Below are 26840 nucleotides of genomic sequence, written 5' to 3'. Positions count from 1 at the left end.
ACGACTCGGCCTGTCCGCGCGGCCCCGCCGTCACGTCCGGTCGCCCCGCCCCGCCCCGCCGCGGCCCGGCTCACGGCACGGCTACGGCTACGGCTACGGCTACGGCTACGGCTGGAGGAAACCGTCGATCCGCTCGCGCAGGCCGGCCGGGTCCAGGCCGTGGGCGGCGACGTGGTCCCGCGCGGAACCGTAGCGCCGCAGTTCCTCGCGCCGCGTGCCGAGCGACAGCACCCGGTGCGGCACGTCGGCCAGCGCGCCGTTCGCGAAGTCCGCCGACGTCCCGGCGAGGTACGGCTCGACCAGCACCAGGTCGGCGGCGGCCGCGCGCCCCACCGCGGCGCGCACCGTGGCCGCGTCGAAGGGCCGTACCGTCGAGGCGTACAGCACCGTGACGTCGCGGCCGCTGGTCGCCTCCAGCACCGCGTCCAGCATCGGCCCGACCGCCAGCACCACACCGGTGCGGCCCTCGCGCACCACCTGGAAGCGGCCCGGCGAGACCGGCTGCGGCACGCGGTTCACCTGGTCGCCGAGGCGCAGGTAGACGAGGTTGTCCCCGTCGGCCGCGGCGTGCCGCAGCAGCGCCTCGGCCTCGTCGGGGTGCCCGGGCACGTGCACGGTCCACCCGTCGAGGGTGTCCAGCAGCGCCACGTCGCCGGGGCCCTGGTGGGTGCGCCCGCCGGAGGCGATGTCGTACGACGCGCCCGCGCTCACCAGCACGGCGCCGACGCCCTGGTGGTTCAGGTCGAGCTTGACCTGCTCGAAGGGGCGCTCGACCAGGAAGCTCGCGAAGGTGTGCACGATCGGGCGCAGCCCGGTGAGCGCCAGCCCGCCGGCCACGCTGACCAGCAGTTGTTCCCTGATGCCGACGTCGATCACGCGGTCGGGGTGCGCCTTGGCGGCGTCCTGGAAGCGGTCGCCGGAGATCACGGCGAGCACGACCGCGAGGCGCGGGTCCTCGTCGAGAAGGCCGCCGGCGACCGTGCAGAAGCGGTCACGCATGGTGTCCATGGGGTACTCCGAGAAGCGGGAGGTGGGTGGGATGGGGCCGTACGGGGCCGGGCGCGGGCTCGGTGCGGGCCGGGGTACGGGGGGCCGGGCGCAGGGCTCGGTGCGGGCCGGGCTACGGGGCCGGGCGCGGGCCGGGGTGCGGACCCGTACCCCGGCGGGGAGCGAACGCGCGGCGGCTCAGTACTTCGGCTCCACCCGGGCGACCACCGCGTGCGGGCGGCCCGGATGCGGCGCGGTGAACGCCTCGTACAGCGCGTCGTGGTCGCGCCCGTCGACGGTCACCGCGGACCAGCCCTCCATCGCGAAGCGGGCCGCGAGGCCGCCGGGCCAGCCGTAGGTCGCGGACTGGTTGTCCACGGCCACCACGTGCAGCCGGTCCAGGCCGACCGCCCCGGCGAACTGCACCGCCTCGTGGTTACTGCCCTCGTCCATCTCCGCGTCGCCGACCAGGGCCCACACCGCCGGGCCGGCCAGCCCCTGCGCGCGCAGCCCGAGCGCGCTGCCGACCGCCAGCGGCAGCCCGTGCCCCAGCGAGCCCGAGCCGATCTCCACGCCGGGCACCAGCGTCCGGTCCGGGTGGTACCCGAGCCGCGAGTCGTACGCCCCGAAGCCCGGCAGCCACGCGCGCGGAACGAAGCCCTTCGCGGCGAGCACCGCGTAGTACGCCATCGGACCGTGCCCCTTCGACAGCAGGAACCGGTCCCGCTCCGGGTCGTCCGCGGTGTCTGGGGCGACCCGCAGCACCCGGTCGTACAGCACCCACAGCACGTCGAGGGTGGAGGTGGCCGCGGGGTCGTGCTTCTCGTCGCCGCTCATCAGCGACATCAGCGGTTGGAGGTCCTGGTAGCCGTACGGCCGCCCGTCCGGGTGGCCCGCCGTGATGGGCGCGGCTGCTCGCGTCGTCGTCATGTCCCGACTGTGCAACTTCAAGCGCGCTTGAAGTCAAGCGCTACCGTGGGGGCGTGAGCCTCTCCACCCGCGACCGCCTGACCATCGGCGAGCTGGCCGCCCGCAGCGGCAACGCCACGTCCGCGCTGCGCTACTACGAGGAGCTCGGCCTCATCCAGGCCGAGCGCACCCCGGGCGGCCAGCGCCGCTACCGCCGTGCCACGCTGCGCCGCCTCGCCTTCGTCCGGGCCGCCCAGCGGATCGGCCTGAGCCTGGAGGAGGTGCGCGACGCCCTCGCGCACCTGCCCGTCGACCACGTCCCCAGCTCCGCGGACTGGAGCCGGGTCGCCCGCGCGTGGCAGCGGCGGATCGACGCGCAGATCGCCGAGCTGGAGCGGCTCAAGGAGCAGTTGTCCGGCTGCGTCGGCTGCGGCTGCCTGTCGCTGACCCGCTGCGGGCTGTACAACCCCGAGGACGCGGCAGCGCGCCAGGGGCCCGGCCCCCGCTACCTGCTGGGCGACCGTCCCCCGGCGCGCTGATCCCGGGGCGCCCCGGCCCCCTCCTCCGGGGCGCCCTCGTCTCCGGGCCCGGGCCCTGCCGCCCTCCCCCGTACCGCCGGTTCTCCCCCGTACCGCCCGTACCGCCCGTTCTCCCCCGTACCGCCCGTCTCCCCGGGTGCTAGATCCCCTCCACCTTGAACGGGTCGTGCTCGGCGAGCAGCTTGTCCAGCCGGGCCTGGTCCACCCGGCTGGTCACCTGCCCCTCCTCCTGGCGGTCCCGGACCACCTTCGCGAGGGTGAAGGTCGCCGTCACCACGTAGAGCAGCCCCACCGCCAGGAACGCCCTCACCCACGCGTCCACCGGCAGGTACGCCACCCCCACCACCATCGCCCCCAGCGCGAGCGCGAACGAGATCGCGGCCTGCGCGGCATATGCGGCAGTCGTCTGCTGCTGCGGAATCACCTTGGTCATGCCCTCCACGATCCCCGGGACCGGCAAAACCCACATGAGTACACCTACTCACCGGGTACCCGCCCCGCCCCCAAGGTGCGAGCGACCACCTCCCCAAGTGCGGTATTGTTCTCTTGCGCGATCAACACGGGCCCCGCCCCGGAAGATCGGGCATCGGGACGTGGCGCAGCTTGGTAGCGCACCTGACTGGGGGTCAGGGGGTCGCAGGTTCAAATCCTGTCGTCCCGACGGTGCACGAAGGGCCCGTTGGACTGGAGTTTCTCCAGGTCAGCGGGCCCTTCCGCGTTGTCGGCAACCGTTTTCACCTGACGGCCCGTCCGCGGCCTGGGGACCAACTGGGGACCACGGCCGGGGAAACGCGTCGGTCCAGGCCGTTTTCGGCATGATCCACGGCCCCACTCGCGCGGTAAGCGGTTGTCCGCTTCCTACAGCCCCGGCGGCCGCGCCGACGGTGATGGAGCGGAAGGCGGCGGCAGGTCGGGGCCGGCCGTCAGGTGCGCGCTGAGGGTGCGGCCGGCACGGGCGACGGATTGCAGGTCGGGGTGGAGATAGCGCTGGGTCGTCGACAGCGAGCCGTGTCCGGCGATCAACCGCAGCCCGTGCAGGGGAACCCCCGCGTCGGCCATCCAGGTCAGGCCGGTGTGGCGCAGGTCGCGGCGGCGCAGATGGTCGTAGCCGAGCGTGGCGACGACTTCGTCCCAGTGGGTGGCGTCGCGCAGCACGGCGGTGGTGATGCGTCCTCCGCGAGGTCCGGTGAAGAGGCTGGCGTCGGGCCGGCTGCCGGCGGCGAGGACGCGCCGGGCGATCATCGGCCGGACTTCCTCGATGAGGGGAACCCGGCGGGCGACCTTTCCTTTGGTGTTCTTGTCGGCCAGTCCTCCGGGGGAGGGGGTGGTCTGGCGGCGCACCGTCCAGATCCAGTGGTTCAGGTCGATGTCCTTCACGCGGACGCCGGAGACCTCGCCGATCCGGGCCGCCGTGGAGGCGGCGAAGACGACGGCGTCGCCCCAGCCCGGGTACTGGTCGGCGGAGCGGGCCACGAGCGCCGTGGTGAGTTCTTGCAGCGCCGCCCAGTCGCGCAGGGCCAGGGCGCGGGGGTCGTCGAGTTCGTCCTCGGCCTGTTGGTACTGCCGCTGCCAGCCTTTGACGCGGGCCGGGTTGGCGGTGATCAGTCCGTCCCGGACGGCCTGTTCCATGACGCGGACCAGGTGAGCTGCCCCGAGTTTTGTGGAGTCCGGTGATCTTGTTTCAGGCGGACCGTGGGGCTGGTTCCTGGCTTCGCCAGTCGTCGTGTTCGTACTCGGCGGGTGGCACGTAGTCGAGTGCGGGGTGGAGTCGTTCTTCGTTGTACCAGGTCACCCACTGGAAGATCGCCCGTTCGACCTGCTCGACATCCTTCCAGGGGCCCTGCATCTCGATCAGCTCGGCCTTGAACGTGCCGTTCAGCGCCTCGGCCATCGCATTGTCATAGCCGTCCGCGACGGACCCGACGGAGGCGGAGGCGCCGATGTCGGCGAGCCGGTCGGTATGCCGAATTGATACATATTGCGAATCCCTGTCGCTGTGATGGACCAGGCCGGAGTCCTTCTTGATCCTCCGCCTCCACAGGGCCATCTCCCATGCGTCCAGAGGAAGTTCGGTCCGCATGTGGGTCGCGACCTGCCAGCCGACGATCACCCGGAAGTACACGTCCAGGACGAACACCACGTACGCCCAGCCCGACCAGGTGCGGACACACGTCATGTCCGCGACCCACAGCTGATCCGGCCGGGAGGCGGTGAAGTCGCGGTCGACCAGGTCCGGCGGCCGGGGCGCCGACGGCTCCGCAACCGTGGTGCGGCGTCGCCGGCCACGGATCACGCCCTCCAGGCCCAACTCGGCCATCAGCCGCGGTGCAGCGGGCCACCCGGTGGCCCCTGCGTGCGAGCACGCGGGTGATCCGGCGAGCCCCGTACGTGCCGCCAGACTCTGCGTGGACAGTGGAGGACGGCCCAGCCACCGAGTTTTCGGCAGATGATCATCGACCAGCACCTACAGTGCCGTCCGAAGGGTGTTCAGTTTCTTCGGTCGTCACAACCCGATGCTGAACACCCTCCCTGCTACCCGGGGCCGAAACCGCGGATCCCGAGACATCGGAACTACCCGCCTAGGTCGCGCTCTGTGCGGGGGCGGCGCTCGTGCGGTGCACGGTGGGTTCTCCGACGGTCAGCATCACTCGGTTGGCGTAGCTGAAGTAGGCGACGTTGTGGATGAAGTCCAGCATGGCCGGTGCGTCGAGTCCGTGTTCGGCCAAGGCGGCGGCGTGCTCGGGGCCGAACGTGATCGGGGTCGCGGTGAGGGCGGCAGCGCAGTCGGCCAGCACGCGCAGCCGGGAGGACAGTTCGGCGCTCGTGCCGTCGTCGAGCACACGCCGGACCGAGTCGCGGTCCCCGCTGTACTGCCCGAAGCGCAGGGCGTGGAAGGTGGTGCAGTCCATGCACCCGTTGAGCCGCGAGGTGACGAACGCGGCGAACTCCCGATCTCGGCGAGGCAGCCCCTCGCCCTCGCCGTCGGGAACGTGGTCGATGATCCCGTCCTCGATCGCCGCCATCGTGCCGGCCACCGTGCGGTCGCTTGAGGTGAGCCGAAAGGTCGGCCGAGCGGCTCGGCTCTCCCCCACCTCGGCGGCCCAGTCCGTCTCGTCGTCGGGTTCCTCGGCCAGCCAGGCGACCCACCCGCCGTAGCCGCGGGCGAAGCGATCGGGCCGCTCGATCGGACCGGGGTCGATCACGTGGTCGGTCATGCCTGCACTCCGTTCGTGTGCTGCCAGGAAGCGGCGACGGCGGCGCCCTGCCGTACCCGCAGGACGAGGGTGAGGGCGGACACCAGTTGGGCGATCAGGATCAGTTGGCGCTGTGTCCATCCGGCGTCGAACATGTCCTGCAGGTCGCCTGGGCGGATGTCGCGCGGGTGCAGCACCAACAGGTGCGCGTACCGGAGAGCGTGGGCGGTGCGCGTTCCTACCAGGTCTCTCAGTTCCGGCGTCACGGAGAGGTAGGGGCCGGGCCTGCTCTCGGCGGCGAGGGCGCCGCCGCCCTTGTGCACGCCGTAGGGGCCCGGCGCGAGGTCGCGTCGCGCCGCAGCTCTGACACCGTCGACGACAGCGGCGGGCGTGCCCAGCCGGACGAGGCGGTCGGCGAAGTCGTCGGCCGCCTCTTCGGAGTGCAGAGCGGCCGCATACGTGGCCAGGGCGAGGCGTTCCGCGCGGGTCACCCCGAGGTCGTCGGCGGGCGCGAAGAGCAGGCCGTCGAGGCGGTCGATCAGTGCCGAGGTCTGCGGGCGCTGTGCGCGCAGGGCCTCGGCCCCGGCGGCAGGGCCGGTGGAAGTCACGGGTTTCTCCTTCATCGGGCGGACCGGGACGGGAGGGCGACTCCCTGGAAGGCGGACTCATGGGTGACGGGGTTGGGCGCGTCCGCGAAGCGGTTCGCCGGGAGGGGCAGACCGAGGTGGTCGCGCAGGGTGCGGCCCTCGTACTCGGTCCGGAACAGACCGCGCCGCTGGAGCAGCGGCACCACGTGCTCCATGAACGCGTCGGTGCTGCCGGGGACAGTGGTGCCCTGCACGACGAAGCCGTCGCAGCCTCGTGCGGTGAACCACTCCTCGACCACGTCGGCGACGGTCTCCGGGCTGCCGATGACCTGTAGGTGGCCGGAGCGGCCGATGCGGGAGTACTTGTCGACCAGGTCCTCGAAGCTCGCTCCGCGCTCCACGTCGGCGTAGATCTGCCGGTACCAGCTCTGCGGACCGTTGATGGCGTCAGGATGGTTGACGGTGTCGACGGGGATGCGTCGGGTGGGGTCCATCCGGGCACGGTCGAGGCCGAGTTGCAGGGCGAGGTCGTCGGCGATCGTGTCCGCTCCGCCCAGCAGCCGCAGTTCCTCGTCGAGGCGCCGGGCCTCCTCGTCGGTGCTGCCGATCACGGGAAGGAGCCCGGGCAGCACGCTCAGGTGCTCGGGGTCGCGGCCGACCTGCCGGACACGGGACTTGACGTCGGCGTAGACCCGTCGGGCGTCGGCGAGGTCGTGGGCGACCCCGAAGAGGACCTCCGCGTAGCGCGGGGCCACGCTGAGGCCGTCGGGGGACTGCCCCGCGTGGGCCAGTACCGGCCTCCCCTGGGCGGACCGCGGGATGTTGAACGGCCCGGAGACGTCGAAGAATCGCCCGTGGTGCTCGATGCGGTGGATCTTCTCCGGGTCGGTGAGGATGCCGGCCGCACGGTCGACCACGACCGCGTCGTCCTCCCATCCGTCCCACAGTTCGCAGACGGTCTGGACGAACTCGGCCGCGCGCTGGTAGCGCAGGGCATGGTCGACCTGAGCGGTGCCGCCGAACAGCAACGGGGCACGCGGGTCCGCCGTGGTGACCACGTTCCACCCCACGCGGCCCTTGCTGACCCGGTCGAGCGAGCCGAGCAGGCGCGCGAGGTTGAGAGGCTCGTAGTAAGTGGTGGAGACCGTGGCCACCAGCCCGATCCGCTCGGTCAGCGCCGCAACCGCGGAGAGCAGGGTCAAGGGCTCCAGGGGCTGGGCGAGGTAGTCCCAGGGATCGCCGAGCAGCGTCGGCGAGTCGGCCATGAAGACCGCGTCGAACTTCGCGCGCTCGGCGGCCCGGGCCATGTCGACGTAGGGCTCCAGGTCGGCGGCCTGTTCGGCCGGACTGCCCGGGATCCGCCAGGACGCCCGGTGGTAACCCCCGGGGCGCAGCAGCAGCATGAGCCGCATGTGAGGTGAACGAGACAAGGGGAGGACTCTTTCCGATCCGCGCTGTGTGCCGGGTGGCTGGCGGATCCGTCGGGTCGGCACGCGGGGGCCGACACTGATGGGCCATCTTCCGACTTAATGGATACGATACCTCGTGTATGTATCCATTAACGTCATGAGTGTGTCCGTTTCCGGGGCCACCCGGCGCTGTGCGACAGTGAGGGCCACGAAGGGGGTCGCCCAGCATGCAGACCGAATCGGCGAACGAGCGTGAATCCAGCCCGCGCGACACGGCGGCCGAGCAGTACACGCTCATCCGCCACGAGCTGTTGGTGGGTCACTACCCGCCCGGGACGCTGCTTCGGGAGACAGCGCTGAGCGCGAAGCGCAACGTCTCCCGGACCCCTGTGCGTGAGGCGCTCGCGAGGCTGGAGCAGGACGGGCTGCTCTCCCGCGCCCCGCGCGGATACCGGGTACGCCACCGCACCGCCAACGAGGTGCTGGACATCTACGAGGCGCGGATCATCCTGGAGTCCCACGCCGCTGCCACAGCCGTGGTGCGCCACACCCCGCTCGACCTGGCGAAGCTGCGCAGCGTCCTCGCCCTCGCCCGCTCGACCGACGATCCAGAAGCCCTGTGGCTCAATGACACCGAGTTCCACCATGCTCTGCGGGCGGCTGCGCACAACGACGTGATCGCCGAGGTGCTCGAACGGCTCGACGCCCAGGTCACGATTCACGGCCCGTACGTCCGCCGTCGCGCGGAGGGCGCCCAGATCACCCGGTCCGAGCACGAGCGGATCGTCGAGGCGATCGCCGACCGGGATGCCGTGGCCGCCAGGGCACACATGGAGGCGCACCTGAACCGGGTGCGCGACCTGCGCATCGTGTCGTTGCTGGAGGAGCAGGAGGACGGCGGCTAGGCGCGCCCCGCCGGCCGCGACCGCGGGCGTCAGGCGCCGCCGGGACGGCCGGTCTGACCCGTGCCGCCTCGGCGGCGCCGGAGCGCTCATGTGACGGTCCACGGTTCGGCGGCCACCTCGTTGAGGAGGCGGCAGCCGGTGCGGGTCACGACGACGACGGCTTCCGTCCGGATGCCGAACCGCCCGTCGACGTAGATTCCGGGTTGCAGGCTGAAGGCCATGCCCTCGGCGAGGATCGTGTCGCTGCCGGCGTCGAGGTGCGGTCCCTCGTGCAGTTCCAGCCCGATGCCGTGCCCGATGCGGTGCTTGACGTGTGATCCGAGGCCCTCGGCGGCGAACGTCTCTCTCGCTCCCCGTTCGACCTCCGAGGCCGCGGTACCGGGCCTGATGAGCGCCAGTGAAGCGTCGAGGACCCGCTGCACGCACCTGAACGCCGCGCCGACGTCGCCGTCCGGTACTCCGGTGTGCACGGTGCGCGTGACATCGGCGTAGTAACCGCGGTGCCGGGCGGTCAAATCGACCAGGACCGGCAGGCCCGCCCCGATGGGCTCATCGCTCATCCGGTGCCGCAGATCGGCGGCGTGCGCGGCGGCGGCGACCAGCGTGGTCACCGAGGCGGCGTCGAAACCGTTGGCCCGCAGCCGCCTGCCGACGCGCCGGGCGATCTCCCGCTCGCTGTGGCCGGCCACGCCCGTGGCCAGGGCCTCCCGGATCGACGTGTCGGCCAGCAGCGCGGCCTCGGCCAGCGCCGCGACCTCGTGGGAGTCCTTGACCAGGCGGATCGGTCCGGTGAACTCTTCGGCGTCCCGCCAGCGCCCCACCCGCGCCCGGCGGTCGATCTCCAGCAGCACGTGGGCGGGAAGGTCGGCCGCCGCCGCGAGCACCGATTCCGGTCCCACGGGCAGGATGTCGAGCACGGACGCCATCGCGTCCTCTCCGTCCGCCACGCGCCGCAGCCGGACACCGGCGACGTCGGCTCCCGCGGCCTCGAAATGAGGCAGCACGAGGACGGGTTCACCGCGGGCGGGGACAGTGAGCAGTACCAGACGGCGGGTCAGCGGGAGGTCGAGGCCGGTGAAGTAGAGGAGATCGGCGCCCGCTCCGACGAGAGCCGCGTCGACTCCCTCGCTGCGCAGTGCCGACTGGAGCGCGTGCAGGCGGGCGGACGGGCGGGCTCGCGGCGGGGTGGACATGGTTCCTCTCGGTCGGGTGACTGCGGATCAGGTGGTGCGGGGTCGGGAGGCGCGTCCGCCGCGGGCCGATGCGCGCAGGGCGGACAGGACCGACCGCGCGGCGTTCTCGGCCTCGGTGAAGAACCGGTCGCCGACGTGCGGCAGCCCGGCGCGGCCGAAGGACCGCTGGTGCGCCGACCCGGCCATGCCGAGCACGATCAGCCGCGAGTCGGTCGTTCCGTCCCTTCGGACGGCGGCCCAGGTGCGCGGGTCGATGTCGAGACTGGTGGCGGGGACGGCCGGGGAGGGGCCCCGGTGCAGCCGGACCCGGCCGGACCGCAGCAGGGACGTGACCAGGGGGTCCTCGGCGAGGTCCAGGGCACCGAAGGCGAGGTAGGCCTCCACGGCGACCTCGGCATGCCAACTGGCGCCCGGGACGGCGTCCGAGCGGCTGCGGAAGCGGCCGTCGACGACGTCCAGGCGCTGGCGCGGGCCGGTGAGCACGACGAGTCCCTGTCGGCGCAGGGCACGGAACTGGGCGAAGCGGACGGCCGGCGGACCGCTGGTCACCCGGCCCGCCTCCCGGTGGAAGGCGGCCAGCGACGCGGCCGCCGGGCCGGAGGCCCTGTCCGTGAAGCAGCCTGCGTCTTCGAGTTCGTCGAGCACGGCGCGGACGCCGAGGACCGCCGCGCGCGCCGCCAGCCACGGGCTCTTCCGTCCGTCGAGCGCGCCCGGTGACTCGCGCTCGACCCAGGCGTCGACGAACTCCTGCCAGTGGGTGGGCGAGGCGAAGGACCGTCCCGCTGTCGGCGAGTGGAGGTCCGCCCACCGCCAGGTCTTCCCCGCGAAGGCGCCGCCGATCTCCCGCAGGACGCACGGTCGGATCGTCGCGAAGTCCAGCGTGTGCCGGCCCGCGTGGGCCGCCAGCCACGCGGCCGTCCGGTCGGCGTCGAGGCGGGAGGTCGGCGCCTGCGGCACCTTGCCCGGATGCTGGACGGGCTTGGGCAGACCGGTCCGCGAGCCGATGAGCAGACGCGGTTCGCGGCCGCTCGGGAGGTAGCGCATGGCCCGGCCGCTGCCCGTGTAGCGGCCGCCCCGGCCCTGGAACAGCAGGCCCAAGATGTCGAAGAGGGTGGGTCCCAGGCCTCGCACGAGCACATCCGCACCGGCCGGGACCTGGTCCCACGCGGTCTCGGCGGCGGCGCGCGGCGGCAGGTGGAGCAGACCGGCGGCAGTCGCCGCCTCGGCGAGCGACCGCACCTCACCGGTGGGACGGTGCGGGAGGAGGCCTTGCGCGAGGACGACGACGTCGGCGCGCAGCCGCCCGCCGCCGTGCAGGACGACTTCGGACGCCTCGTCGGCGGAGGCCACGATGTCGACCGCGTGGTCCCTCAACTCGGTGATCTCCACGTGTGGCGGTGCGGAGTCGGCCAGTCGGCGGAACACCCACCGCTGGTACTCCCCTTGGAGCCGCCGCGTGTGCTGGGTCCACGGCATGAGGCCCTCGGCGTCGCGGCGGACCCAGTCCGGGAAGCCGGGCCCGACGACGGAGCGGGCCCAGGCGTGGAACGCGGGCCCTCCGCCGGAGAGCGCCGGGTACATCGTGGTGGCCGCCACGCTCGTGTTGCTCAGCAGCAGCGGGGACTGGTCGGCGCGCCAGGTGCGGCCGCGGCCCGCTGGATACGGGTCGATCAGGGTCACGCGCAGCGGGATGTCTCCCGCGGCAGCCCGGTGCAGGGCCAGGAGGCGTTCGAGAGCCGAGATCGCGCGGGGCCCGGCGCCGACGAAGGCGATGTGCGGACTCACAGCGTCTCGTCCACGGCGGCCGGCGGAGGCGTCCGGCGACGGATTCCGCGGCGCGACGCGGCCCCGGAGCCGAAACCGAGATTCTCCCGCAGCGCGTCCCCCAGGAGATTCGCCGACAGTACGGCCAGGAAGAGCGCGAGACCGGCGAAGGTGGGGTACCACCACGCCTGGAGCACGAATCCGGCGCTCTGGGCGATGATCAGGCCCCACTCCGGCGTGGGCTCCTGCGCGCCGAGGCCGATCAGCGACAGTCCGGAGATGAAGACGATCGCCTCGCCGACGGCCATCGTCGCCTGGGTGAACAGCGCGGTGGCGGTCTGCGGCAGCAGGTGGCGGCGCAGCACGTAGGCCACTCCGGCGCCTTGGGCCACGGCCGCCTGCACGTACAGCGCCCCCCGCACCTGCCGCACCAGTCCGCGCGTGATCTTCGCGAAGTAGGGCCAGTAGGCGACCGCGGTCGCCGCCGTCGTCGCGGCCATGCCCCGGCCCAGCCCGGCGGCCACGAGCAGGGCGAGCAGGACCTGCGGGAAACCCTGCAGCGCGTCCGCGACTCGCATCAGCACGGCGTCGACCACGCCGCCCAGGTATCCGCACAGCGCGCCGACCACCGCTCCCAGGACGGCCGCGCAGGCGACGGCGCCGACGGCGCAGACCAGCGAGAGTCGTCCGCCCTCGGCGAGGCGGACCAGCACGTCCCGGCCCAGGTCGTCGGTACCCAGCCAGTGCGACCAGGACGGGGCGAGCAGCCGGTTCGACGCGTCAAGGCGGGTGGGGTCGTACGGGGACAGGAGCGGGACGACGGTGACGAACACCAGGACGACCAGCCCGCAGACGGTGCCGACACCGGTCGCGAGGTTCCCGAAGAACAGGCGGCGGTAGGAGAAGCGGCGGGTTCTCGGGCGGGTGGCGCTCGGCAGGCGCAGAGGACGCATCAGACTCGGGCCAATCTCGCGCGCGGGTCGAGGAGGTACTGGAGTACGTCGACGACGAGGGTGATCAGGACGAAGACGCCCGAGAGCACGATCGCCACCGCGCTCACCGCCGGATAGTCGCCGGCCACGATGGCGTCCCAGGTGTAGGAACCGAGGCCGGGCCACTGGAAGATCTTCTCGATGTAGATCGTCCCGCCGATCAGGAAGCCGACCTGCATGCCGGCCACCGTGACGACGGGGTTCACCGCGTTCGGCAGCACGTGCCGGCTCATGATGCGGCGCCGGCCGATGCCGCGTGCCCGCAGCACGGACACGTAGTCGGTCGACCGCTCCTGGAGTACCTGGACCCGCACCAGGCGCGTCAGGCTCCCGACGTTCGTCAGCACGAGGCTGGCCGCCGGCAGGACCAGGCACTGCAGGGCGTTCCAGAAGGTAGCCGGGTCCAGGGCGATGGTGGAGTCGATCAGGTAGAACCCGGTGACCCGGGCGTCCGGGAGCGTGCCGATCGGCAGTCGGCCCCCGGGGGGCAGCCAGCCGAGGAAGGAGTAGAAGACGACCTGGAGCACCAGTGCAAGCCAGTAGGGCGGGATCGACGATCCGGCCAGGGTGGCGATCCGGATCGTGTTCTGCTGCCAACGCGAGCGGGACGCCGCGGCCAGGGTGCCGAGCAGCAGGGAGATCACGACGTAGAGGAGCACGGCGACGAAGGCCAGCTCCAGCGTCGCGGGCAGGCGGTCGCCGATGTCCGAGAGCACGGAGTGGTTGGTGACGTAGGAGGTACCGAAGTCCAGGTGGACCAGGCCGTCGAGGTAGGACCAGAACTGCGTCAGCACCGGCTTGTCGAGGCCGAGTTGGACCCGGACCTGTTGGATCGCATGGGGTGATGCGCCGAGGCCGGCGATCTGGCGGGCCGGATCGGACGGGACCAGACGGGTCACGACGAACGTGACGACGGCTATGCCGAGCATCACGGACACGAGCCCGATCAGGCGCCTGACGATCAATAGCGCGAAGTCCACCTGGCAGTCTTGCTTTCCGTGGGATGACGGACAGGACACGGTCGGGCCGTCCGGAGCGGGGGCGTTGCACCGCTCCGGACGGCGGACGGGTCAGGACTTCAGGCGCAGTGCGTAGAAGTCGATGTCGTAGCCGTAGTCGATGGGGTGGACCGTGAACCCGGTGAACCGCGAGTTGACGACCTCGATCTTCTTCGGCGTCGCGACGAACAGCGCGGGGGCGTCGTCCCTGAGGTCCTGCTGCGCCTGGTCCAGGGCCTGGTCGCGGGCGCTGGTGGAGGTGGCCGCGCTCGCCTTGGCCAGTGCGGTGTCGAAGGCCGTGCTCTTGTAGAACGACCAGTTGTAGCCGCCGATGTACTTCGCTTGGAAGTAGCCGCCCAGGTACTCGACGGGATCGGCGGTGATCGCGCCGTGCCACAGGAAGTTGAAGTCCGGTGAGTTGCTCGGCGAGGCCGCGGCCTTCGACATCGCCTGGAAGCTCGTGCCGACGATGTCGACCTTGATCCCGATGGCGGCGAGCGAGGACTTCAGCACCAGGGTCTCGGCCTTCTCGAAGGCGACGTTGTCCGCCTCGTCCCACCACACCGTCAGGGTGACGTTCTTCTTCCCGGACTGCGCGAGCAGTTCCTTCGCCTTCGCCAGGTCCTGCCGGTAGGGCGTCAGAGAGGAGTCGGCCCCCGAGAAGCCGGTCGGCAGTCCGCCCGCCGGCACGGTGGCGGCACCGTCGTACGCGGCCTTGATCGCCGCCTGGTAGTCGTAGGCGTATGTGACGGCCTGGCGCAGCAGCTTGTTCGCCAGGGGGCCGTGCTGGGTGTTCATCTGGATCTCGTCGATCTGGGTGCCGGCGGCCTGGTACACCGAGACGTCCTTGTTGCCCCGCAGTTGTGCGAGGTACGGCGCCAGCGGGATGTTCTCGACCCGGTCGATGTCACCGCGTTCCAGTTCCTCCAGCGCGGTCGCGTTGTCGGCGGGCGCGGTGAACACGATCTTGGATACGTGACGGCCCGACCAACCGCCCCAGTAGCCGGTGTTCCGCACCAGCTCCCGGGTGGAGCCGGTGAGCGGGGCAGCGGTCTGGTAGGGGCCGGTGCCGTCGGTGTTCTCGGAGAGCCATGCCTTGGCGCTGTCGGAGGCGTGCGCGGAGAGCGCCTTCGGCGAGACGATCACGGCCATGGGAAGGTAGTCGATGAACCCGCTGTCGGCGGTGGCCAGGGTGATCTTCACTGTGCCCGCGTCCGGGGCCGTGATCGACTCGACGCCGTCGAGCAGGCTGCCGACCTGGCCGCCAAGCTTCTTGTAGCGGGCGAAGTTCGTCACGACGGCGTCGGCGGTGAACGCGGTGCCGTCGGCGAACTTCACTCCCTGGCGGAGCGTGAAGGTCCACGTCTTGTTGTCGGTCGTGGTCCACTTCGCGGCCAGGCCCGGTTCGACGTCGTAGGTGCCGGCCTTCTCGTTGACAAGGCCCTCGTAGGCCGCACGGATGATCTTGAGGTTGCCGATGTCGGTGCTCTGCACCGGATCGGCCGACACGGAGGTGCTCAGCGGCATGGTGAAGACCGAGTCGGTCGCAGCGGAGCCGCCGCTTCCCGAGGCAGAGCTGCGGTTGGCCGTGCAGGCGGCCAGGCACACCAGGGCCACCGCCGTGGCGAGTCCCGCGGTCGCTCTGGTCCGGGAAGTAGTGCTCATGGTCGTTCTCGTCTCGTTCGGTAGGGGCGGGGTCAGCTCGGGTCCGCGCCCGGGTCCGACGAGAAGTCGGCGACCGGGACGGCGGACAGCAGTTGCCGGGTGTAGGGGTGGTCCGGGGCGGCGAACGTCGCTTCGGTGGGGCCGTATTCGACGGCTCTGCCGTCCCGCATGACCAGCACGTGGTCCGCGATCTGCCGGATCACGGACAGGTCGTGCGAGATGAAGACGTACGTCAGTCGCAGTTGGCGCTGGAGGTCGGTGAGGAGGTCGAGGATCTGGGCCTGCACGAGCACGTCGAGGGCGGAGACGACCTCGTCGAGCACCAGCGTCTCGGGGCCCGCGCCAAGCGCCCGGGCGATGGCGACGCGCTGCTTCTGGCCGCCGGAGAGCTCTGTGCAGGCGCGGTCGGCGATGCCGGGGGCGAGTCCGACCTGCTCCAGCAGGGCCGCGACCTTGGCGCGCCGCTCGCCCTCGTCGCCGGACCGGCGGATGACCATGGGCTCGGCAACCGCGTCGAACACCGAGAACCTCGGGTTCAGCGAGGCGGACGGGTCCTGGAACACCGGCTGGATCAGTCGCCGGTAGCGGCGCAGTCCGGCGCCGCGGATGCGGCTGACGTCCTGGCCGGCGTAGTGCACGGTGCCGGCGTCGGGGCGGGTCAGCCGCAGTATGGTGCGCGCGAGTGTGGTCTTCCCGCTGCCGGACTCTCCCACCACGCCGAGCGTCTCGCCCCGGGCGACCGACACGGACACCGCGTCGACCGCGCTGCGGCGTACGCGACGGCCGCTGTCGTCCCGGGTCCGGTGCACCTTGGTGACGTTCCTCAGCTCGATCTGCGGTGCGCCCTGTCGCACGGCTCGGGTGCGGTCCGGCCGCACAGAGCCCGAACGGGCCGCGGCGGCCACCAGCCGGCGGGTGTACGCGTGCCGCGGCTCGTGCAACACCTGTCGGGCGGTGCCCTCCTCCACGAGCTGCCCCCGGTACAGGACGAGGATGCGGTGGGCTCGCTCGGAGGCCAGGGCGAGGTCGTGGGTGACGAACAGCAGCGCCACACCGTCCTCGTCCACCAGCGATTTCAGCCGGTCCAGCACTCGGCGTTGCACCGTCACGTCCAAGGCCGAGGTCGGCTCGTCGGCGATGAGCAGCCGCGGCCGCGTGGCCATGGCAGCCGCGATCTGAACCCGCTGCCGCATGCCGCCGGACAGCTCCACCGGGTAGCGGCGGGCGCTTTCCCCGGGCCGGGGCAGGCCGGCCTTCTCCAGTGCGTCGACCGCGGTCGCGTGCCGTTCCCGGCGACGGATCATGCCGTGGTAGTAAGGCGCTTCACTGACCTGCCGGCCCGCACGGACGAGAGGATCCAGACCGGCCAACGGGTCCTGCGGCACCAGACCCATCTGCGAACCACGCAGGCGGTCAGCCTCGTGTTCCGGCAGACCGAGCAGATCCTCGCCCCGGTAGTGCAGCCTTCGGGCCGCAGTCTCGGCGTTGTCCGGCAGGACGCCGAGGATCGCCCGGGTCAGAGTCGACTTGCCGGACCCCGACTCGCCGACGACCGCAACCGTCTCGCCCGCCGCGACCTGGAACGTGACGTCACGTAGCGCTTCGACCCGCCCGTCACCCAGGCGGAATCCCACGGAGAGCCCGGCGATGTCGAGCAGCGGCTCATCGGTCGTCTTGATGGACATGGGCTCCCTTCCCATCCGACTCGATCGGACACGAACGGAGTGAAACGTCGACTCTATTCGCGCTGTGGATACGTTAACTATTCAACGGATACATTTCCAGGGCGAACGGACACACGACATGCGGCGTTCACATAAGGGTCGTTCGGGGCTCCCCGGAGCACGCACGGCAGAGTCAGGGTCATGGCAACGGCCATCGCGCCGGGCAGCGCGCGGCCGACGGCCGTCTCCCCCATTCGCCGCAGGAGGCAGGGAGAGCGGGCCGGCCTCGGAAGGCGGGTAAGGCGAACGCGCCGCGGCCCGGGCCGCTCCAGGTCAAGCCACCGGGGAGATCACAGGGTGGAGTGGCGATGCGGACGTCCCACCCCCGAAGAGGACGCTCCCCGGATACGGCCGCGCTTCCAGACACACCCCGCTGGCGTGCACCGACGAATCAGCGGCGACAGAACATGCCGGCGACGCGCGCAAGATCGATATGGCGGCGTCGGGTCAGGACGAGTTGCTCGTTCACGTAAGCACCTCACCAAACGACCGACTCGCCGGTCAAGACTTTTCGGACTCCGATCATCTTGCGGACACATGAGACTTTCCTCGCACCGCGGGCCGAGATCCCGCCCTTCTCACCCTGCGCACGAAGAGCCGGCCAGGGGCTTGCGTCTGGATCTCCGTGGATGGAGGAGAGGGGTCCGGCGCTCCCCCATCGCCGTGCGGCGCGGGGGAATCGGCGACCGACGACGACGCGGCAGGTGCGCGCAGATCGCGAGCGGGCTCTCGAGGTCCGGATGTATCTGGCTGCCAAGGACGGGTGGACGTGGAGTCTTACTGCGGGGGCAGTGCTGGATGCCGATGCCGGCGACTGTGGCGTCGTCGAGGTGGAGGGTCTGAGTTATCGGATTCGACTCACGCCTCGCGTACGGACGACGCTGGTCGATGACGCGGGCGGTCGGATGTCGAAGCGTCCGGTGTTCCGCCACCCCGCGTGGGCCGACCCGGTGCTGGAGCCGGACAGTGTTGCGCATTGGCTCGGCGGCTGAGGCACTGTCACCTTGCTGTGGCCGCTGAGGCGGCGGTGACAGATGAGGGCCGCTGCTATGCCGACGAAGGCGAGAAAGTGCTCGGCCTGTGCCCGTGCATGCCGCACGACCACGAACGCCGTCACGCCCGCCGTGGCGGCGCTCGCGTGCCCGCGCGGGCTGACACGCCGTCGCAGTACGGGGTTCACAGACGCGGAGCAGGATGGGATGCGTCACGAGCCGGCTCCGCGGCCGCCCGCGCCCGCCCGCGGCGGCCCCCGGCCGTTCTCCTTCCCGCCCGCCGTGCCGCCCCGACCGCGCCGCCGGCCCCGGACCGGCTCCTGTCGTCCCCTTCTTCAGGAAGCGAGTCACGCATGTCCCAGGAAGATCGGCCGCACTCCGACCGCGGCGCAGCCGCCGCCCGCCCGGTACCGGTGGTGGTGGCCGGCGCCGGCCCGACCGGATTGCTGCTCGCCGGCGACCTCGCGGCGGCGGGTGTGGCCGTGGAGGTGCTCGAAAGACGCCCGGAAGGCGTCAGCAACCTCACCCGCGCCTTCGGGGTGCACGCCCGTACGCTCGAAGTCCTCGACGCCCGCGGCCTGGCGGACGAGTTGGTCCCCACCGGCCAGGTCATCCGCGAGCTGCGGTTGTTCGGCGCGGTCCCGTTCGACATCGGGCGGTTGCCGTCCCGCTACCCCTTCCTCCTGGTCACCCCGCAGTACGAGGTGGAGAAGCTGCTGCTGCGGCGGGCGGAGGAGAACGGCGCCACGATCCGCTACGGCGCGCGGGTCGTCGGCGTCGCGCAGGACGCCGACAAGGTCACGGTGTCGGTGCGGGACACCGCCGGCGGCGACGGTGGCCGCGACGAGGAGGAGGGCGAGGGCGCCGTGCGCACCGTACACGCGTCGTACCTGGTGGGCGCCGACGGGGTGCGCAGCGCGGTGCGCGAGGCGCTGGGGCTGCCCTTCCCCGGCAAGGTGGTCATCCGCTCGGTCGCGCTGGCCGACGTCAGGTTCACCGAGCGGCCGGAGCTGGTGGTACGGGTACACGGGACGGGGGACGCGTTCGGCTTCATCGCGCCCTTCGGCGACGGCTGGTGGCGCGTCGGCGGCTGGGACCGGGCCCACCGCGGCGAACCCGACGACGCACCGCTGGAGTTCGAGGAGCTGCGGTCGATCATCGAGCGGGCCTTCGGCAGCGACTTCGGCATGCACGACCCGCGCTGGCTGTCCCGGTTCCACAGCGACGAGCGGCAGGTGCCCCGGTACCGGGTCGGCCGGGTGCTGCTCGCCGGCGACGCCGCGCACCAGCACTCGCCGGCCGGCGGGCAGGGCATGAACACCGGCCTCCAGGACGCCGCGAACCTCGGCTGGAAGCTCGCGGCGGTGCTCGGCGGCCGGGCCGGTGACACGCTGCTGGACAGCTACCACACCGAGCGGCACCCGATCGGCCGCGCGGTCCTGCGCAGCAGCGGCCTGAACCTGCGGCTCGCGATGGCCCACAACCCGCTGGAGGTCGCGCTGCGCACCGTGCGCAAGCTGGTCGTCACCCACGTCGGGCCGGTGACACGGCAGGCCGTCGGGGAGATCACCGGCGTCGGCTACTCCTACCCGGCCCCGCGCGGGTCCCACCGTCAGGCGGGCCGACGTGCGCCGGACCTGGCGCTGGACCGGGGACGGCTCTACGAAGTCCTCCGCGAGGGCCGGTTCGTACTGGTTCTGCCGCCGGCGGAGACGTCAGGCGCGACGGAATCCGGCACGGCCGGTACGCCCGGCGGGGACGGTGCGGACGGGACGGACGGCGCGAGCCGTGCGTCAGGCACGGACGTCGGGGCGCCGGCGGATGCCGACCCGCGCGCGGACCGCCTGGTGGTGGCACGGCTGACCGCCGGGGACGTGCCCGTCCCGGCCTCGGGCGAGGCCGCGCTGGTCCGGCCGGACGGCTACTTCGCGTGGGTGGGGTCGGCGGCCCCGGACGCAGTCGAAGCGGGCATCGCCCCCTGGGTGGGGTGACCGCGGGCCGTGCCGCGGCACGGTGACGTGCGGAGGCCCGGGGACTCCGACCGGCGGAGTCCCCGGGCCTCGTCGTGCCCGCGTCCCGCGGGTCAGTGCGCGGGCAGCGGCGAGAGCGTCGGCAGGTGCGCGAGGAACCCGCCGTCGACGGGCAGCACCTGGCCGGTGATGAACGACGCGGCGGACGAGGCGAGGTACACCACCAGGCCGGCGACATCCTCCGGCGTGCCGAGCCGCGGGATCAGGTTCGCGCTCTGGAACATCTGCTGGACCGGCAGCGGCATGTCCGCCTCCAGCGCGGGGGTGCGGATCAGCCCGGGCGCGACGGCGTTGCAGCGCACGCCCTGCGCGCCGTAGGCCGCCGCCACGAAGCGGGTCAGCGCGACCAGCCCGCCCTTCGAGCTGCCGTAGGCGACCATCACCCGGTCGCCGGACAGGCCCTGGCCGCTGGTGATGTTGACGATCGAGCCGCCGCCGCGCGCGATCATCACCGGAACCGCGTGCTTGCACAGCAGCATGGGCCCGCGCAGGTTCACCGCGAGTACCCGGTCCCACAGCTCCACCGGCATCGACACCACGTCGCGGTCGGCACGGATCGCCGAGGTCAGGGCCGCGTTGTTGTCCAGCACGTCGATGCCGCCGAAGGTGTCCACGGTGAAGTCCACCAGCGCCCGGACGCTGTCCTCGGAGGCGACGTCCACGGTGCGGCCGACCACGGACAGGCCCTTGGCGGCCAGTTCCGCGGCGGCCTTCTCCACCGGCGCGTCCTCGACGTCGGCCAGCACCACGTCGGCGCCGGCCGCGGCCAGCGCCTCCACGGTGGCGACGCCGATGCCGCCCGCGCCGCCGGTGACCACGGCGACCTTCCCGGCCAGAGACTGCGTTCCGTTGCCCATGGGTGGACCACCTCTCGTTCGCGCCCGGGGAGCCGTTCGGCCCCCCGGTCCTGGCGGACTTGCGTGAAGGACATGCTGCGCGACGGTGTCGCGCGGTGGATCAACTGCTCCGTGCGTAAACGCTCCTGACGGGCACTCAGCCGGTGGTGGTCCGGCCTCTGGTCAGCCGGCCACCGGCTCGCCCGATCCGAAGAGTTCCGCATAGCGGCCGACGAGCAGGTCGCCGCCCTTGTGGCGGACCGTCTCCGCGGGGCCCAGTACCACCGGTCCGTCCGGACCCGGTACCTGGGAGGCGCCGCCGGTGGAGCCGAGCGGCACCAGGACGGCCTCACCGCCCGGCCGGTAGACGCGCTCCGGCTTCCGTCCGGCCGCCAGCGCCGCGATGTTCTCAGCCACGACGGCGGCGTGCTCGGAGGCCGCCTTCGACCGCTTGGGCTCCGGCACCGCGGTGACGTCCCCGATCGCGAAGACGTTCGGCGCGCCCGGCACCCGCAGGTGCTCGTCCACCTCCACGTGGCCGTCGCTGCGGCGCGCCGCGGCCAGGGCACCGCCGAGCATGTCGCTGAGCGGGGAGACGCCGTAGCAGCGGAACCACAGGTCGGCGTCGACGCGCACCCCCGCGCGCGTGTGCACCGTGAACGGCCGGCGCACGCCGAAGGGCACCGGCGGCTCGGCGTCGAGCGCGCTGCCGAACACGAACTCGACGCCCCGCTCGCTCAGTTGCTCCCGCAGCGTGGCGCGCAGCTCCGGCAGGTAGCGTCCGCCCAGCACGTCGTCGGCCGGATCGACCAGGACCACCCGCCGCCCCGGCCACCGCTCGGTGATCTCCCCGGCCAGTTCCAGCCCGACCGGGCCGGCCCCCAGGAGCAGGACCCGCTCGGCGCCGGCCAGCGCGGCCCGGGTCGCCGCGTGCCGGTCCCGGGCCGCCGCGGCGTCGTCGTCGTGCTGCTTGGCCGGGTAGGGGTAAGAGGAGCCGGTGGCGAGCACGACGTAGTCCGCGTCCAGCCGCAGGCCCCTGGCCGTGGTCACCCCGTGCTCGTCGACCGCCACCGCGCGGTCGCGCACGTGCCGACCGCGCCGCAGCAGCCCGTCGAAGCCGAAGTAGATGCGCCGCGACCAGTCCTCGTCGACCAGCCCGCGCAGGGCGGCCACCGTGTGGACGAAGGCGTCCTTCGGGTCGACCAGCACCACGTCGAAGTCCGCGTCGAGCGCGTTGGCCAAAGCCGCCCCGCCGTATCCGCCGCCGACGACGGCAACCGTGTTTCCCATTCGCTCTGCTCCTTGTCTGTGCCGCGCTCCGCCGGGGGCACGCCGGTGGCCAATGGGCGACCGGGGCGCGCGGTGCGGGTCGAATGCCGAACCGCCGACCGAAAACAGACGGTCCGTCGGACTCCGGTCGAGCCTAGCCAGCACCTTAGGTAAAGTGCAATCTGCATGGCATTTTGGTGAGCGGCCCGGATCGGGGGCGAGGGCCTTGCCGATCCGCCGCCCGGAACGCCGCGCTCCCGAAGTCCGTCCGACCGGTTTCCGCCCGCGCGGAACCACTTGAGAACACCGGGGAAACACGTGCAGAAGGCTTATGTACACAGCAGCTTCGGCGGCCCGGAGGTCGAGCACTTCGCCGACCTCCCGGTCCCGGTGCCAGGGCCCGGGCAACTGCTCGTCGCCGTCCGCGCGGCCGGCGTCAACCCGGTGGACTGGAAGCGGCGTTCGGGTCGCAGGCCGGCCGGCGCGCCCGCGGTCGTGCTGCCCGCCGTGATGGGCGGCGAGGCCGCGGGCGAGGTAGCCGCCGTCGGCCCCGGAGTGACCGGTTTCGCAGTGGGCGACGCCGTCCTCGGCGGGCCCTTTGCCGGCGGGTACGCCGAGTACACCCTGCTGGCCGCGGCCGCGGCCGTCCGCAAACCACCGGAGGTGTCCTGGACGGACGCGGCGGTGCTGCCGATAGCGGCGGCGACCGGGTACGGCGCGGTGCGCCAACTCGCCCTGCCGCCGGGCGCCACGCTGCTGATCACGGGGGTCGGCGGCGGCGTCGGCGTGGCCGCCGCGCAGGTCGCGGTCCACCTCGGGCTGTCGGTGGTCGGCTCCTGCGCCGAGGACAAGCGGGGGGCCGTCGAGGCGCTGGGGGTCGCGCACGTCGCCTCCGGGCCGGGACTGGCGGCACGGGTCCGGGCCGCCGCGCCGGCGGGGATCGACGGGGTGCTCGACCTGGTCGGCGGAGACGTCCTTCATGAGGTCGCCGGACTGCCGGCGGGGCCCGGGAGGCTGGTCAGCGGGGCGGACCGGGAGGCGGTGCGCGCCTTGGGGGGCGCGCCAGTCGGACCGGTACGCGACCCGGAACTGCTGGGCGCGGTCGTGGAGTTGGTGCGCACCGGCGCGCTGGACCCGATGGTGACGCGGGTGGTGCCCTTCGCGCGGGCGGCGGAGGCGGTGCGCGCGGTGGAGGGCGGCCACACGCTGGGAAAGGTGGTGCTGGAAATGCCGCCCGCACCGGATGCGCGAGTGCCGGAAATTCCCCCGGTGTCCGGGTGACACGCGCGGCGATCCCGGCCGTTCGCGGATACCCCGGAACGGGAGAGCGGATACCGGTACCCGGGCACCGTCCAGGGCGCTTCCTCCGCCGCGAAAGGCGTTTCTCGCCGTGTCCCTGACTTCTCCTCACCCCGTGAATCCCGGCGTTTTTCCCTTCGCCCGACGGCGCTCATCAGGATTCTCCTTCGGAGGTTTCTCCGGGGTTTCCTCCGGGGATTTCCATATTCTCCGACGCCGCGATATCGAAGAGTTCGTCGAGGTCGTACTCCGCGCGTTGCGGGCTTCCGTAGCGGGTGATCTTCCCGCGGCTCGCCCATTTCCTTATGGTCGCCGGGGAGACCCCCATGGCGAGCGCGGCGAGTTCCGTGGGCACGGTGCGCGCGGGGCGCCGGCCACCGTTCACCGGGCGGCACCTCCCCGCCCGGGCGGACCTGGACGGCCCGCCCCGGCAGGTTCGGCGCGCCGCGGGTCCGCGCCGCGCCTGCCGCGCTCGGCGAGCAGGAACCACTGGCGCGGTGTGACGCCGTGGCCGTGTTCGCAGCGCACATGGCGGGCGGCCCCCGGCTCGCCGGCGACGGCCGCGCCGGACGCCCGCAGTGTCCCGCCGCAGCCCGGCTGCGGGCAGGGGCCGAGCGGGACGGCGGCCTCACCGCCCACCCCGGACCGGCGCCCGGCCGACGCCAGCAACTCGGCAACCTCGTCGGCGAAGTCCGGCGCGGCGGGATGGCCGGCCAGCCACTCCAGGTGGGCCACCAGGAACCGCAGCAGGCTCCTGACCTCGGCGTCCCCAACACCGGCCACTCCCCGCTCGTCGGCGACCAGCCGGGTCCACGACAGCAGCAGGGCGCGGATCGCGGAGCGGACCGCCACCGAGTCGTCGTCGAGCACGATGCCCACCGACCGGCTGCCGCTGACCCGTTGGCGCAGCGATGCCGGGGAGCGGACCAGGGCGCGCTCGGCCTCCTCGTGGAGGGCGAGTACACGGCACAGGTCGGTGCGCAGCCGCTCCACGCACGGCCCGCACAGCACGGGCCGGGTGGGCGAGCCGCGTCTCGCGCCGCCGACCCCGCGGCGGCAGCGCGAGCACGCGGATGAGGCGTGGCCGGCGGCGCCGCGGTCGCCGACCGGTGCGGTGATGTTGAGCGGTGCGTGGGCCTCGGGGACGCGTAGGGGCCGGCGCATGATGACACCCTTTCCGTCGGCGGCGGGTCCATCCGAATTCTGTCCGGTCGGAGAGAGGGGATCGAATGGCCGTTCGCAGCTGAGTCGGCAGCACAGTAAGCAGCGCCGAGGCATGGCGTCAAGGAAAGCAGAGGCCGGCGACAGGCGATCTCCGCGGGCAAATGTTTCGCCCAATGACACGGGTATGAAGCGCGTGTGTGGACACCCGCCGGCAGGACGCGGAAGCTCGATGTGATCAGCCGATCACCCGTTTCCCAGGGGTCGCCGAGCGGGGTTCCCGAGGGCCCCCGAGCGGGATTCGGATCCGCTATTGACACTGCCGGAAGCGTGCTGTCACACTCATTTTGCGGCGCAGCTGTGCCCGCTTCGCACCGCCTTACCGGCACTTGCGGGAGACCCCTCGCGGTCCCGCACTCGCGTGCCGATTCCCCTCCCGGGCGCCCGCCCGGCCCCTCACCGCCCGGCCGCAGACGCCCGGAGCCGGTCGGGGCCGCCGCGCCCGGAACCGGCCGGAGCCCGTGGCCTGACCGACGGTCACCCGGGCGACCCGTCATCCCCTTTCCCCTTCTCCTTCCCCTTCGCTTCCACCCGCCGTGGAACCAACCGAGAGGAGGCACTCCCATGGACGCATCCGTCATCGTCGTCGGCGCGGGCCCCACCGGACTGATGGCCGCGGGCGAACTGCGCCTGGCCGGCGTCGACGTCCTGGTGCTGGACCGGCTGGACCGGCCCAGCGGCGAGTCCCGCGGGCTCGGCTTCACCCCCCGCACCATGGAGGTCCTCGACCAGCGCGGGCTGCTGCCGCGCTACGGACCCCTGGACACCAGCCCCCTGGGCCACTTCGGCGGCGTGCCGGTGGACTTCGGCGTGCTCGACGGCGCGCACTTCAGCGTCAGGGGCGTGCCGCAGCACCGCACCGAGGCGGTACTCGGAGCCTGGACCGCGGAGTTGGGTGCACGCGTCCTGCGCGGCACCGAACTGGTGGGGCTGCACGCGGGGCCCGACGCGGTGACCGTCACGGTGGACGGGCCGCTCGGCCGCGACAAGCTGCGCGCGTCCTGGCTGGTCGGGTGCGACGGCGGCCGCAGTACCGTGCGCCGACTCGGCGGGTTCGCCTTCGAGGGAACCGAGTCGACGACGGAGATGTTCCTCGCCGACATCGGGGACTGCGCGATCGCGCCGCGCCCGATCGGCGAGTCCCTGCCCGGCGGCATGGCGATGTCGGTACCGATCGGCGACGGGGTGCACCGCATCATCGTCTGCGAGCGGGGCGCCCGCCCCCGCGCGCGGCCGGACGGCCTGCGGTACGCCGAAGTGGCCGCCGCCTGGCAGCGGTTGACCGGCCAGGACATCAGTGCGGCCACGCCCCTGTGGATCAGCGCGTTCGGCGACGCGGCACGGCAGGCGACCGAGTACCGGCGCGGGCGCGTGCTGCTGGCCGGCGACGCGGCCCACATCCATCTGCCCGCCGGCGGCCAGGGCATGAACACCGGGGTCCAGGACGCCGTCAACCTCGGCTGGAAGCTGGCCGCGGTGGCGCGCGGCGACGCGCCCGGGTCCCTGCTCGACACCTACCACGCCGAGCGCCACCCGGTCGGACGGCGGCTGCTGGCCAACACCCGTGCGCAGGGCCTGCTCTACCTCAGCGGCAGCGAGGTCCAGCCGCTGCGCGACGTGCTCGCGGACCTGGTGGTCCACGACGCGGTCGGCCGCCACCTCGCCGGCATGGTCAGCGGCCTCGACATCCGCTACGACGTCGGCCCCGGTGCGCACCCGCTGCTGGGGCGGCGGCTGCCGCACGCGGAACTGGAGACCCCGCACGGCCCCTCGGACACCGCCTCGCTGCTGCACCCGGCCCGCGGCGTGCTCCTGGACCTCGCCGACGACCCCGAGCTGCGCGACCGCGCCGGCGCCTGGACCGACCGGCTGACCGTCGTCACCGGCACGCCCCGCCCCGGCGGTGCGGCGGACGGCACGGACGGCACGGACGGCACGGGAGGTACCGGAGCAACCGGAGCAACCGGAGCAACCGGAGCAACCGGAGCAACCGGAGCAAGGCTCACCGCGGACGCCGCACCCGGTCCGCTGGAGGGTACCGACGCCGTCCTGGTCCGCCCCGACGGCCACGTGGCCTGGACCGCGCCCGGCAGCGGCCTGTCCCTGGAGGAAGCCCTGGCCCGCTGGTTCGGCCCGGCCCGCCGCCCGGCGCCGGCCGCCGCGGCCTGACCGCCGGCTCCGCACCGCAACACCACCGCCGCCGCACCCGGCGGCGGGGCCCAGGCTCCGCACCCCTGCCGCCGTACCCGGCTCCCCACCCCCGGCACCACGACCGGAGGGCCCGAAGACGTGCCCCCGCTCCCCCTTCACCCGCTCTCCCGTCCCCC

General features: G+C 72.7%; 25 protein-coding genes, 1 tRNA gene and 1 pseudogene. 7 read left to right on the top strand and 20 right to left on the bottom strand.

Features of this window, described 5'->3' with window-relative positions:
- Positions 1 to 105: 105 nt before the first annotated feature.
- Positions 106 to 1008, bottom strand: a complete 903-nt coding sequence (locus RVR_RS31985) for a transketolase family protein (protein WP_202237373.1) — start codon at positions 1006 to 1008, stop codon at positions 106 to 108.
- Positions 1009 to 1185: 177 nt separating this feature from the next.
- Positions 1186 to 1917: a thiamine pyrophosphate-dependent enzyme gene (locus tag RVR_RS31980; RefSeq protein WP_202237372.1), complete on the bottom strand. Its 732-nt coding sequence runs from the start codon at positions 1915 to 1917 to the stop codon at positions 1186 to 1188.
- Positions 1918 to 1970: 53 nt separating this feature from the next.
- Between RVR_RS31980 and soxR the strand changes: the two genes are divergently transcribed.
- Entirely contained in the window at positions 1971 to 2435 is a 465-nt protein-coding gene (soxR, locus tag RVR_RS31975; RefSeq protein ID WP_202237371.1) for a redox-sensitive transcriptional activator SoxR, read from the top strand.
- A gap of 139 nt (positions 2436 to 2574) precedes the next feature.
- Here soxR and RVR_RS31970 read toward each other — a convergent pair whose 3' ends face one another.
- The gene (locus tag RVR_RS31970) at positions 2575 to 2868 is read right to left on the bottom strand and encodes a YiaA/YiaB family inner membrane protein (RefSeq protein WP_202237370.1); all 294 of its coding nucleotides are present in this window, start codon (positions 2866 to 2868) and stop codon (positions 2575 to 2577) included.
- A gap of 154 nt (positions 2869 to 3022) precedes the next feature.
- Between RVR_RS31970 and RVR_RS31965 the strand changes: the two genes are divergently transcribed.
- A tRNA-Pro gene (locus RVR_RS31965) sits at positions 3023 to 3096 on the top strand.
- Between the two features lie 197 nt (positions 3097 to 3293).
- Here RVR_RS31965 and RVR_RS31960 read toward each other — a convergent pair.
- The 6 genes and pseudogenes from RVR_RS31960 to RVR_RS31940 all read right to left on the bottom strand — a co-directional run bounded on the left by RVR_RS31960 (position 3294) and on the right by RVR_RS31940 (position 7646).
- A complete protein-coding gene (locus RVR_RS31960; RefSeq protein WP_202237369.1) occupies positions 3294 to 4064 on the bottom strand; it encodes a site-specific integrase in 771 nt (256 codons plus the stop codon).
- 52 nt (positions 4065 to 4116) lie between these two features.
- Positions 4117 to 4752: an IS3 family transposase gene (locus tag RVR_RS31955; protein WP_202237368.1), complete on the bottom strand. Its 636-nt coding sequence runs from the start codon at positions 4750 to 4752 to the stop codon at positions 4117 to 4119.
- A gap of 81 nt (positions 4753 to 4833) precedes the next feature.
- A pseudogene (locus RVR_RS39220) lies at positions 4834 to 4942 on the bottom strand (IS982 family transposase); the annotation flags it as partial.
- Positions 4943 to 5014: 72 nt separating this feature from the next.
- Positions 5015 to 5650 (bottom strand): peroxidase-related enzyme, encoded by a 636-nt coding sequence (locus RVR_RS31950; RefSeq protein WP_202237367.1) that lies wholly within the window; start codon positions 5648 to 5650, stop codon positions 5015 to 5017.
- Positions 5647 to 6237: a carboxymuconolactone decarboxylase family protein gene (locus tag RVR_RS31945; protein ID WP_202237366.1), complete on the bottom strand. Its 591-nt coding sequence runs from the start codon at positions 6235 to 6237 to the stop codon at positions 5647 to 5649. Before RVR_RS31945 ends, RVR_RS31950 begins: the two co-directional genes overlap by 4 nt.
- A gap of 11 nt (positions 6238 to 6248) precedes the next feature.
- Complete coding sequence (locus RVR_RS31940) at positions 6249 to 7646, bottom strand: NtaA/DmoA family FMN-dependent monooxygenase (protein WP_202237365.1); 1398 nt, start codon at positions 7644 to 7646, stop codon at positions 6249 to 6251.
- A gap of 206 nt (positions 7647 to 7852) precedes the next feature.
- Here RVR_RS31940 and RVR_RS31935 point away from each other — a divergent pair, with 206 nt between their 5' ends.
- The gene (locus RVR_RS31935; RefSeq protein WP_202237364.1) at positions 7853 to 8530 is read left to right on the top strand and encodes a GntR family transcriptional regulator; all 678 of its coding nucleotides are present in this window, start codon (positions 7853 to 7855) and stop codon (positions 8528 to 8530) included.
- Positions 8531 to 8616: 86 nt separating this feature from the next.
- On the opposite strand, the gene RVR_RS31930 is transcribed toward RVR_RS31935, so the two are convergent.
- The 7 genes from RVR_RS31930 to RVR_RS39215 all read right to left on the bottom strand — a co-directional run bounded on the left by RVR_RS31930 (position 8617) and on the right by RVR_RS39215 (position 17335).
- The gene (locus RVR_RS31930; RefSeq protein ID WP_202237363.1) at positions 8617 to 9723 is read right to left on the bottom strand and encodes a M24 family metallopeptidase; all 1107 of its coding nucleotides are present in this window, start codon (positions 9721 to 9723) and stop codon (positions 8617 to 8619) included.
- Between the two features lie 27 nt (positions 9724 to 9750).
- The gene (locus tag RVR_RS31925; RefSeq protein ID WP_202237362.1) at positions 9751 to 11508 is read right to left on the bottom strand and encodes an FAD/NAD(P)-binding protein; all 1758 of its coding nucleotides are present in this window, start codon (positions 11506 to 11508) and stop codon (positions 9751 to 9753) included.
- The gene (locus tag RVR_RS31920; protein WP_202237361.1) at positions 11505 to 12440 is read right to left on the bottom strand and encodes an ABC transporter permease; all 936 of its coding nucleotides are present in this window, start codon (positions 12438 to 12440) and stop codon (positions 11505 to 11507) included. The genes RVR_RS31925 and RVR_RS31920 overlap by 4 nt, the downstream gene beginning before the upstream one ends.
- Complete coding sequence (locus RVR_RS31915; RefSeq protein ID WP_202237360.1) at positions 12440 to 13459, bottom strand: ABC transporter permease; 1020 nt, start codon at positions 13457 to 13459, stop codon at positions 12440 to 12442. Before RVR_RS31915 ends, RVR_RS31920 begins: the two co-directional genes overlap by 1 nt.
- Positions 13460 to 13549: 90 nt before the next feature.
- Positions 13550 to 15142, bottom strand: coding sequence for an ABC transporter substrate-binding protein (locus tag RVR_RS31910; RefSeq protein ID WP_202237359.1), 1593 nt, complete (start codon positions 15140 to 15142; stop codon positions 13550 to 13552).
- Between the two features lie 32 nt (positions 15143 to 15174).
- On the bottom strand, positions 15175 to 16827 hold the full coding sequence (locus RVR_RS31905) for a dipeptide ABC transporter ATP-binding protein (protein ID WP_237405083.1): 1653 nt from the start codon (positions 16825 to 16827) through the stop codon (positions 15175 to 15177).
- A 430-nt stretch (positions 16828 to 17257) separates the two neighbouring features.
- Positions 17258 to 17335, bottom strand: coding sequence for a putative leader peptide (locus RVR_RS39215; RefSeq protein WP_430393254.1), 78 nt, complete (start codon positions 17333 to 17335; stop codon positions 17258 to 17260).
- Positions 17336 to 17657: 322 nt separating this feature from the next.
- Between RVR_RS39215 and RVR_RS31900 the strand changes: the two genes are divergently transcribed.
- Both RVR_RS31900 and RVR_RS31895 read left to right on the top strand, forming a co-directional pair.
- Complete coding sequence (locus tag RVR_RS31900; RefSeq protein ID WP_202237357.1) at positions 17658 to 17858, top strand: hypothetical protein; 201 nt, start codon at positions 17658 to 17660, stop codon at positions 17856 to 17858.
- 353 nt (positions 17859 to 18211) lie between these two features.
- Positions 18212 to 19849, top strand: coding sequence for an FAD-dependent monooxygenase (locus RVR_RS31895; RefSeq protein WP_202237356.1), 1638 nt, complete (start codon positions 18212 to 18214; stop codon positions 19847 to 19849).
- A 92-nt stretch (positions 19850 to 19941) separates the two neighbouring features.
- Here the strand turns inward: RVR_RS31895 and RVR_RS31890 are convergent, their stop codons facing one another.
- Together RVR_RS31890 and RVR_RS31885 are read right to left on the bottom strand one after the other, a co-directional pair.
- A complete protein-coding gene (locus RVR_RS31890; protein WP_202237355.1) occupies positions 19942 to 20745 on the bottom strand; it encodes an SDR family NAD(P)-dependent oxidoreductase in 804 nt (267 codons plus the stop codon).
- 162 nt (positions 20746 to 20907) lie between these two features.
- Positions 20908 to 22014, bottom strand: a complete 1107-nt coding sequence (locus RVR_RS31885) for an FAD-dependent oxidoreductase (protein ID WP_202237354.1) — start codon at positions 22012 to 22014, stop codon at positions 20908 to 20910.
- Positions 22015 to 22311: 297 nt separating this feature from the next.
- Between RVR_RS31885 and RVR_RS31880 the strand changes: the two genes are divergently transcribed.
- Positions 22312 to 23274 carry an NADP-dependent oxidoreductase gene (locus tag RVR_RS31880; protein ID WP_202237353.1) on the top strand — a complete coding sequence of 321 codons (963 nt, stop codon included), beginning with the start codon at positions 22312 to 22314 and terminating at the stop codon, positions 23272 to 23274.
- Positions 23275 to 23446: 172 nt separating this feature from the next.
- Here RVR_RS31880 and RVR_RS31875 read toward each other — a convergent pair whose 3' ends face one another.
- Together RVR_RS31875 and RVR_RS31870 are read right to left on the bottom strand one after the other, a co-directional pair.
- On the bottom strand, positions 23447 to 23677 hold the full coding sequence (locus RVR_RS31875) for a MerR family transcriptional regulator (protein WP_202237352.1): 231 nt from the start codon (positions 23675 to 23677) through the stop codon (positions 23447 to 23449).
- Positions 23674 to 24456: an OvmZ protein gene (locus tag RVR_RS31870; protein WP_202237351.1), complete on the bottom strand. Its 783-nt coding sequence runs from the start codon at positions 24454 to 24456 to the stop codon at positions 23674 to 23676. The genes RVR_RS31875 and RVR_RS31870 overlap by 4 nt, the downstream gene beginning before the upstream one ends.
- A gap of 621 nt (positions 24457 to 25077) precedes the next feature.
- Here RVR_RS31870 and RVR_RS31865 point away from each other — a divergent pair.
- Complete coding sequence (locus RVR_RS31865) at positions 25078 to 26682, top strand: FAD-dependent monooxygenase (RefSeq protein WP_202237350.1); 1605 nt, start codon at positions 25078 to 25080, stop codon at positions 26680 to 26682.
- Positions 26683 to 26840: the final 158 nt, after the last annotated feature.

This window comes from Streptomyces sp. SN-593, assembly GCF_016756395.1.
In the GTDB taxonomy this organism is placed as follows: domain Bacteria; phylum Actinomycetota; class Actinomycetes; order Streptomycetales; family Streptomycetaceae; genus Actinacidiphila; species Actinacidiphila reveromycinica.
Note: the sequence above shows the minus strand (reverse complement) of the source record. Positions and strands in the feature narration are given on the sequence as shown.

Bases quoted from the DNA above. Each gene is read 5' to 3' on its own strand.
- RVR_RS31980 (WP_202237372.1), bottom strand. From the start codon at position 1,917: ATGACGACGACGCGAGCAGCCGCGCCCATCACGGCGGGCCACCCGGAC.
- RVR_RS31920 (WP_202237361.1), bottom strand. From the start codon at position 12,440: ATGCGTCCTCTGCGCCTGCCGAGCGCCACCCGCCCGAGAACCCGCCGC.
- RVR_RS31890 (WP_202237355.1), bottom strand. From the start codon at position 20,745: ATGGGCAACGGAACGCAGTCTCTGGCCGGGAAGGTCGCCGTGGTCACC.
- RVR_RS31985 (WP_202237373.1), bottom strand. From the start codon at position 1,008: ATGGACACCATGCGTGACCGCTTCTGCACGGTCGCCGGCGGCCTTCTC.
- RVR_RS31885 (WP_202237354.1), bottom strand. From the start codon at position 22,014: ATGGGAAACACGGTTGCCGTCGTCGGCGGCGGATACGGCGGGGCGGCT.
- RVR_RS31970 (WP_202237370.1), bottom strand. From the start codon at position 2,868: ATGACCAAGGTGATTCCGCAGCAGCAGACGACTGCCGCATATGCCGCG.
- RVR_RS31930 (WP_202237363.1), bottom strand. From the start codon at position 9,723: ATGTCCACCCCGCCGCGAGCCCGCCCGTCCGCCCGCCTGCACGCGCTC.
- RVR_RS31870 (WP_202237351.1), bottom strand. From the start codon at position 24,456: ATGCGCCGGCCCCTACGCGTCCCCGAGGCCCACGCACCGCTCAACATC.
- RVR_RS31950 (WP_202237367.1), bottom strand. From the start codon at position 5,650: ATGACCGACCACGTGATCGACCCCGGTCCGATCGAGCGGCCCGATCGC.
- RVR_RS31960 (WP_202237369.1), bottom strand. From the start codon at position 4,064: ATGGAACAGGCCGTCCGGGACGGACTGATCACCGCCAACCCGGCCCGC.
- RVR_RS31955 (WP_202237368.1), bottom strand. From the start codon at position 4,752: ATGGCCGAGTTGGGCCTGGAGGGCGTGATCCGTGGCCGGCGACGCCGC.
- RVR_RS31935 (WP_202237364.1), top strand. From the start codon at position 7,853: ATGCAGACCGAATCGGCGAACGAGCGTGAATCCAGCCCGCGCGACACG.
- RVR_RS31895 (WP_202237356.1), top strand. From the start codon at position 18,212: ATGTCCCAGGAAGATCGGCCGCACTCCGACCGCGGCGCAGCCGCCGCC.
- RVR_RS31910 (WP_202237359.1), bottom strand. From the start codon at position 15,142: ATGAGCACTACTTCCCGGACCAGAGCGACCGCGGGACTCGCCACGGCG.
- RVR_RS31905 (WP_237405083.1), bottom strand. From the start codon at position 16,827: ATGTCCATCAAGACGACCGATGAGCCGCTGCTCGACATCGCCGGGCTC.
- RVR_RS31865 (WP_202237350.1), top strand. From the start codon at position 25,078: ATGGACGCATCCGTCATCGTCGTCGGCGCGGGCCCCACCGGACTGATG.